We start from the raw sequence: 599 nt of genomic DNA, 5'->3' as shown, positions 1-599 counted from the left end.
CGGAACAAGCGGTGCTTGACGCGCTGCATGCACATCCACTGGGCAAAGAGGCTGTCACCATTGGCGAAGCGACGGCGCAAAAGCAGGTACGCCTGCGCGGAATATTCGGCGCTTCACGGCTGCTGGATCTGCCGCATAATGAACCCATGCCGCGCATCTGCTAACGTTTTAGGTTTGCTTCGCGTAAAGCATCCCGCTGAAGTGTGCGGAGCCGCCTACCCGGCGGTTTCACCCACCTGGGCGTGATTTTTTTCGCTGATGAAGAAAAACACAATATTCCTCTGGAGTTTAGCTCCAACTATGAGCAACGGTATTCGCATCCGCGTTAAAGGCAAAGTGCAGGGGGTGGGGTTTCGCCCTTACGTGTGGCAACTGGCGCATCGACACCAACTGTGTGGCAATGTCAGCAATGACAGCGCAGGGGTGTTGATTCATCTGGTGATGTCTCCGCAGGTTGCCTCGTTCCTTGACGACCTTACTCGCGAATGCCCACCCCTCGCTCATATCGACAGCATTGAATCACACCCTTATGAATGGGAGCAGCAACCCGCTGACTTTAGCATTGCGCACAGCGGCGCGGGTGCGATGGATACGCAAGT

1 protein-coding gene and 1 pseudogene are annotated in these 599 nt (G+C 55.8%); both read left to right on the top strand.

Translation table 11 applies throughout. The features are described 5' to 3' along the window. Positions 1-164, top strand: a pseudogene (locus J5224_RS34040) (hydrogenase expression/formation protein HypE); the annotation flags it as partial. 136 nt (positions 165-300) lie between these two features. After that, the coding region (locus J5224_RS34035; RefSeq protein ID WP_264629269.1) for an acylphosphatase at positions 301-599 on the top strand (299 nt) is incomplete at its 3' end.

It is taken from the genome of Candidatus Symbiopectobacterium sp. NZEC135 (genome assembly GCF_025962695.1).
The sequence above is the reverse complement of the archived record's forward strand: the minus strand, read 5'-3'. Positions and strand labels throughout refer to the sequence as shown.